Origin of the sequence: Chitinophaga sp. (assembly GCF_036569185.1) — a bacterium.
Taxonomy (GTDB): Bacteria; Bacteroidota; Bacteroidia; order Chitinophagales; family Chitinophagaceae; genus Chitinophaga.
In genome coordinates, this window is record NZ_DATCRD010000192.1 from 1 (window position 1) to 6,646 (window position 6,646).

Below are 6,646 nucleotides of genomic sequence, written 5' to 3' on the forward strand. Positions count from 1 at the left end.
TTCCCGGTGGAGTTGCAGCAGCTCCGTTTTGATTTCCTGTTGCAGGGCGGGATCAATCTTTTTGCGGTCCGGTTCCTGTTCCAGGTAAAAGTTGTTGAACCACCACACCTCGCCTTTGTTAGAGGTAGCATACGCAAAGAATGCACGCTCTCCGAAGGTCATGTTAATAGCCCCGGTGGTATCCTGCCAGCCTGGTATATTCACAATAGCGCCAGTAGACAAAAGCTCTGTAAAAGCGGGCTTCGGGCTGAGGGGAAATGCAATGCTCCTGCATCTTGAATGAATGCCATCAGCGCCAATCAGTATATCAAAATCGCTTAGTATGCCGCTGGACGTGCGTACGGACACTTTTTCCCCGGAAACATCAATATATTCCAGCCGGCAATCATATTGGATGGTACCGCCCAGGGAGGCCAGCCGGTCATGCAAAAGACGGGTGATAGCCGATCTTCTGACCTGGACGCCTTCCGCTCCATATTGTTCCTTCTGGTAGGCGGTGTCCAGGCTGGCGATACATTTACCCTTTGCATTCAGAAAATGTATAGTGCCCGGGCAGTAATCCTCGTAAAGTCTGGAGAGGTCGGTCAATCCACGCAGGATATTCAATCCGTTTGGTGATATACCGATAAACAGCCCTTCCTCCATCTGGCTTTTCTGGCGGCTTTCAATGATGCTCACCTCGGCTCCCTGTTCAATGAGCGCTATAGCCAATGCAGGCCCCGCAATTCCGGCCCCTGCGATCAATACTTTTTTCCCTTTCATATAATATTGTTTGTATAGTCCCGTAAATGTTTTCTTATTGCTCTTTGGGTTTTACAGCACGTACCAGAAGCAGGGCGTAGCCGATATTGACCATCACGTAAATGCCTACACGCAGGTAGTTGAGCAACTTCCAGGTAGTGGCTTTTTCCAGTAGGGCTGCATCTGTCCCCGGCCGTATCTCCAGGGCCATGAAACCCATAAGGGTAGGGGCAAAGTAGGTCAGTGTCCATACCCGCATAGCAACGTGTATAACAAAGAGAATGAGCATAATGTTTCTCCGGCTCCGCAGCCGCCAGTTAAAGGCGATGGCCAGTAACAGCACCACTTCATGAACGGAATGCACGATCATCCAGAAGTACTTAAAGTCGAGCCCATAGGGGCCTTTGAAAAAGAACAGCGATTCCGGCGGGGCGGCGGTCCACGCCGGTACCATAAGGGCGGTTTCCCAAAGCTGGGCGCCGTTCATTACAAAATAAAGGGCGGTGGCAAAGAATAACCATATACTCGCCCTATAGGTGTTGATCGTAGTCATTTTGTTCTTATTTGCGGTTTCATAACCTGTTACTTTTATTATCTTTGTAGTAGAGTAGTTTATCTGCCTAACAAAGTATCTCTGTGACAAAGATAAAAATATTTTTAAATCGTGGGTAAAAAAAATATCGGGCGAAACGCCAAAGTGGACCAGATACAGGAACTGACCAAGGAATTTTCCACCTTAACAGTGGTCATGCACCAGTCTATTGCGCATGCCGCGGGACTGGCAGCAACGGATCATAAATACATAGACCTGTTGCTGAAGCATGGATCAATGACTGCCGGAAGGCTTTCGGAACTAAGCGGTTTATCGACGGGATCGGTTACCGGGATGATTGACCGTCTGGAAAGGGAAGGCCTGGTGAGGCGGGAAAGGGACCCGGTCGACAGACGTAAAGTAGTGGTGGTGCTAAACCGGGAAGTAGCCTTTCAGCGGATCGGCCCGGCGTTCCGGGACATGATGGCCGACGTGGAAAAATTGTACGATGAGTTTACGGTATCGGAGCTGGATACCGTTCAGAAATACCTGGAAGCGGTGATTGCGTTTACAAAAAAGCAGATTGCGGGGTTGAATGAAAAAAGATCGTCGAAACAATTATAGGTGCGCTGGTTCCATAAAAATATTCAGCTTGTTTTCCTGTAATTAAATATAGCCCAGCCATTCAGCACCATGGCAAATATTCCCAGGTACAACAGCTCCATATACACGTCTGCAAAGCCGCTGCCTTTTAGTACAATCATCCTGATCACGCGGATAAAATGGGTGACCGGCGTTAAATTGGCAATCAGCTTCGCCCAGGGCGGCATACTGTCTACCGAGGTAAACAGGCCGCTCATCAGCATAAAGATCATTACAAAAAAGAACGCCACAAACATGGCCTGTAACTGGTTGCTGGTATAGGTAGATACCAGCAACCCAAAGCCCAGCAACGCTACCAGGTATACGGCGGCAAATACATACAGCGTCAGGAAACTTCCTGCCGGCCATATCCCGTATACGCCCCAGGCTACCAGCAGCCCCAGTGTAAATACGATCATGCCTACCACCCAGAACGGGATCAGCTTACCGAGTATGAATTCCCATTTTTGAATGGGGGTCACATTGATCTGTTCGATAGTACCTACTTCTTTCTCCCGTACAATATTTAAGGCGGACATAAACCCGCCGATCAGCGTAAGCAACAGCACCAGTACCGCCGGTACTACGTAAAACCGGTACTCTGCCAGAGGGTTGAACCAGTTGGAATAGGTAATATCTATCATACCCGCGGGTACGGCCATGTTCCTGCCGGCATTCACAGGGATGTCTTTATTAAAGTCTGCAATTACCAAGAGGAGATAGTTGCCGCCTATGGCTGCTTTGGTGCCGTTGATGGCGTCAACGGATACGCCTATACGCTGTTGCCCTTCCCTGATAAGATGGCTTTCAAAGTTGGGCGGAATTTCCAGCACTACATCAGCCTTTTCGGTTTCAATATACCGGATGGCGGTTTGAAAGGATGGCTCGGCCGCCACTATTTTAAAGTAACCGGATGCACCTATCTTAGCCACCAGCTGCCGGGAATAAGAGCTGTGATCATTGTCGACCACGGCCAGGTTCACGCTTTTTACATCAAAGTTCATGGCCAGTGGAAGAATGATCAGCTGTATGGTAGGCATGGCAAACATCATGGCCAGGATGGTTTTATCCCGGAAGATCTGCCTGAACTCTTTCCTTAGTAAATAACGCAGTACTCTCATGATAAGCGTGTTTTAAAATTCTTAAGCGCAATGGTGAGCAGTACGGTAGTCATGCCCAGCAGTACCAGCGTTTCTTTCCATACATATTCAAATCCAAGTCCTTTCAGCATCACCGATTTTATGATCAGGAAATACCAGCGGGAGGGAATAATATTGGAGATGATCCGGAACACCAGCGGCATATTTTCTATGGGAAACATAAAACCCGTAAAGATCATGGTAGGGATCATCATGCCCATCATCGACAACAACAGCGCGGTTTGCTGGGAATTGGTGGTATTGGAGATCATCAGCCCGAAGGATAAGCAGGTAATGATGAATAACATACTTTCCATAAACAGCAGCAGGATGCTGCCTTTGATACCCACATCCAGTACAAACACTGCCAGCACCAGGATGAGGATAAAATTGGCCAGCGATAATATCAGGTAAGGAATGGCTTTGGCCACCAATACCATCAGCGGTTTAAAGGGAGATACCAGTAATATTTCCATGGTGCCCAGTTCCTTTTCCCGTACTACTGATACCGAGGTAAGCGCGGTACATACAATCATGAGCACCAGTGCCATTACACCGGGTATGAAGTTCAGGGAGCCGTTGCCTTCTTCATTATACAGCATCCGGGTTTCAGGAATGATGGTATAAGGCAGCTGTTGCGCGGGACTGATCTCCTGCTGGTAAGCCGTAGTGATGGCGGTGATGTAGTTGACTACCGTTTTGGCTGTATTGGGATCGGAACCGTCGGCAATGATCTGGAGCTGGGCTTTACCGCCATGCTGCAAGTCGTTGCCAAAGCCGGCCGGGAAGATCAGCGCGCATTTGGCCTTCCCTTTCTTAAAGGAGTCTTCAATATCGTTGTAATCGATGGAGGTTTCATTCACGACGAAATAGGACGATGATCTTATTTTACGGACCAGTTGCTGCGTATTTACATCCCGCGAATTATCAATTACCGTCAGCGTAATATCCTTTACCTCGCTGGTGAGCGCAAAGCCAAACAACACGATCTGCGCCACCGGCAAACCGAACATGATCAGTAAGGTGCGTCTGTCGCGGAATACATGAAAAAATTCTTTCCTGATAAAAACAAGAAGCTGTTTCATACAAATGGTTTAATCGCCCGACCTTTTGGCCCCGCGGGCCAGCCGGTAAAATACTTCGTCCATATTATCTGCCCTGAACTGCGCTTTCAGGTTGGCGGGAGAGTCCAGCGCTTCCACTTTCCCATCTACCATAATAGTGACGCGGTTGCAATATTCCGCTTCATCCATATAGTGTGTGGTTACAAAGATGGTGATGCCGCCGGCGGCCGCTTCGTAGATCATATCCCAGAACTGCCGCCTGGTAACGGGATCCACGCCGCCGGTGGGTTCGTCAAGAAATACGATCCGTGGCTGGTGAAAGATGGCCACCGAAAAAGCCAGCTTCTGTTTCCATCCTAACGGCAATGCCCCAACGAGTTTCTTTGCTTCTGCAGTAAGTCCTAATTGCTGCACCAGGTTATCGCTGCGCCGGCGGATCTCGGCAGCGGGAACGCCATATACGCCGCCGAAGAATTCAATATTCTCCAGTACGGTAAGATTTTCATACAGGGAGAATTTCTGGCTCATATAACCGATATTCTTCTTGATGGCCTCTGCCTGTTTATATACATCGAAACCGGCCACCATGGCCTCCCCGGAGGTAGGGTGGGAGAGGCCGCAAAGAATGCGCATGGCAGTGGTTTTACCGGCGCCGTTAGCGCCCAGGAAACCAAAGATCTCTCCTTTATCTACTTCAAAAGAAATTTTATTAACGGCATAAAAATCGCCGAACCGTTTGGTGAGATCTTTACATACAATCACTTTTTCTTCCATGATGCCTGTTTTAGCCCTGGTTCATTAACCGGATAAAACTATCCTCAATGCCGGGATGAATTAATTTTATATCCACATTGGTATGTCCCTGTTGCGCTACTTTTTGCCGGAGCGTATCGATGTTGTCATCTTTCAGCGTAATATGTATATACTCCCCAAACGCAAAGCTGCTGTCTATTTCCGGCATGCTTCTCAGTGCAGTGAGCAGTTTGTAAATATTGTCGGCCTTGATGGCGTATAGCTTCACGGGGAAGCCGGCCATGATATTGTCGGGCGTGTCTACCGACATGATCTTACCATTCTGTATCAATGCAATCCTTTCGCAAAGCACGGCTTCATCCATATAAGGGGTGGATACCACGATGGTGATGCCCTGTTGTTTCAAACGTTTCAACATCTCCCAGAATTCTTTTCTCGATACTACATCTACGCCGGTGGTAGGTTCATCAAGAAATAATACTTCCGGTTTGTGGATCAGCGCACAACAAAGGGCCAGCTTTTGTTTCATGCCACCGCTGAGCTTCCCGGCGCGACGGTCATTAAACGGTTTTATCTGTTCATAGATATCTTTTATCAACGCATAGTTGCCTTCAATGGTGCTGCCAAAGAGCGTGGCAAAGAAATCAAGGTTTTCCTTTACCGTAAGATCCTGGTACAGGGAAAATTTCCCGGGCATATAGCCGATCCTGTTACGGATCTCTTTATAGTCTTTCACGCAATCATACCCGCGTACAGCAGCGCTGCCTTTATCCGGCAGCAGCAGCGTGGTGAGGATGCGGAAGAGGGATGTTTTACCCGCGCCGTCCGGGCCAATGAGGCCAAACAGTTCTCCTTCCTCCACCTGCAGTGAAACATCATCTACTGCCAGCACCCTGCCTTCATCGTAGGTTTTAGTGATATGATCCAGTGTTACCGCGCTCATTTGGAATCTTTATTGATCAGCATTTCACCATACATACCTATTTTCAGATAGCCATCGTTCTTTACTCTTACCTTGATGGCGTATACCAGGTTGGCCCGCTCATTTTTTGTTTGAATGGTTTTAGGGGTAAATTCAGATTTACCGGAGATCCAGGTGATTTCACCAGGATAGGTTTTGTAATTCTTTTTACCCTGGTCGATCCGTGCCTGCACCTGTTGTCCCAGTTTGATCTGCGGGAGGGTAACACCGGTTACGTAAGCCTTCAGGTAAAGCGTATCAATGTTGGCGATCTTATACAGCGGCTTCCCGGTGGTAGCCATTTCCCCCTGCAGTGCATATCTCTGGAGCACTACGCCGCTGATAGGATTTACGATCTGTCCTTTGCGGATCTGTTCTGCAAATTGTGCCAGCGATTTTTCCAGCGGAGCTTTTTCACTGAGAATGCTGCGGTTTTGTGTAGAGATATTTGAATTATTGAGCTGTAACTGTTGCCGGGTTACATTGAGCTGTCTTTCCATTTGCACAATAAGGGCATTGATATCATCCAGCTGTTTCTGTGTGGCGGCATCGCTTTTTACCAGGTTTTCAGTGCGCGTTCTTTCGCGGTATTGTTGTTGCAGCTGTGCTTCCTGCACCAGCAGCTGACGCCGTACCAATTCCCTTTCCGGTACCGGGTCATGGGTTTTTTCCTGCAATGCCTTAATGGATGCCTGCACCTGTTCCTTCTGCAACGTAGGGATGGCCACGTCTATTTGTCCAACCGTTTGGCCTGCGGCGAGTTGATCGCCTTCTTTTACGGTGAACGATTGTATCTCGCCGTTTTGTTCTGCAG

8 protein-coding genes are annotated in these 6,646 nt (G+C 48.4%); 1 reads left to right on the forward strand and 7 read right to left on the reverse strand.

What is annotated here, in order from left to right; genetic code table 11:
* Both VIM72_RS14700 and VIM72_RS14705 read right to left on the reverse strand, forming a co-directional pair.
* On the reverse strand, positions 1–762 hold a 762-nt coding region (locus tag VIM72_RS14700; RefSeq protein ID WP_332003578.1), incomplete at its 3' end, for an NAD(P)/FAD-dependent oxidoreductase.
* 34 nt (positions 763–796) lie between these two features.
* Complete coding sequence (locus tag VIM72_RS14705) at positions 797–1,294, reverse strand: transposase (RefSeq protein ID WP_332003579.1); 498 nt, start codon at positions 1,292–1,294, stop codon at positions 797–799.
* A 111-nt stretch (positions 1,295–1,405) separates the two neighbouring features.
* Here VIM72_RS14705 and VIM72_RS14710 point away from each other — a divergent pair, with 111 nt between their 5' ends.
* A complete protein-coding gene (locus VIM72_RS14710) occupies positions 1,406–1,897 on the forward strand; it encodes a MarR family winged helix-turn-helix transcriptional regulator (protein ID WP_332003580.1) in 492 nt (163 codons plus the stop codon).
* A 23-nt stretch (positions 1,898–1,920) separates the two neighbouring features.
* On the opposite strand, the gene VIM72_RS14715 is transcribed toward VIM72_RS14710, so the two are convergent.
* From VIM72_RS14715 to VIM72_RS14735, 5 genes are all read right to left on the reverse strand, one after another.
* On the reverse strand, positions 1,921–3,036 hold the full coding sequence (locus VIM72_RS14715; RefSeq protein WP_332003581.1) for an ABC transporter permease: 1,116 nt from the start codon (positions 3,034–3,036) through the stop codon (positions 1,921–1,923).
* The gene (locus VIM72_RS14720) at positions 3,033–4,139 is read right to left on the reverse strand and encodes an ABC transporter permease (protein WP_332003582.1); all 1,107 of its coding nucleotides are present in this window, start codon (positions 4,137–4,139) and stop codon (positions 3,033–3,035) included. The genes VIM72_RS14715 and VIM72_RS14720 overlap by 4 nt, the downstream gene beginning before the upstream one ends.
* Before the next feature lie 9 nt (positions 4,140–4,148).
* On the reverse strand, positions 4,149–4,892 hold the full coding sequence (locus VIM72_RS14725) for an ABC transporter ATP-binding protein (protein WP_332003583.1): 744 nt from the start codon (positions 4,890–4,892) through the stop codon (positions 4,149–4,151).
* Positions 4,893–4,902: 10 nt separating this feature from the next.
* Positions 4,903–5,814, reverse strand: coding sequence for an ABC transporter ATP-binding protein (locus VIM72_RS14730; RefSeq protein ID WP_332003584.1), 912 nt, complete (start codon positions 5,812–5,814; stop codon positions 4,903–4,905).
* The coding region (locus VIM72_RS14735; protein ID WP_332003585.1) for an HlyD family secretion protein at positions 5,811–6,646 on the reverse strand (836 nt) is incomplete at its 5' end. The genes VIM72_RS14730 and VIM72_RS14735, both read right to left, overlap by 4 nt.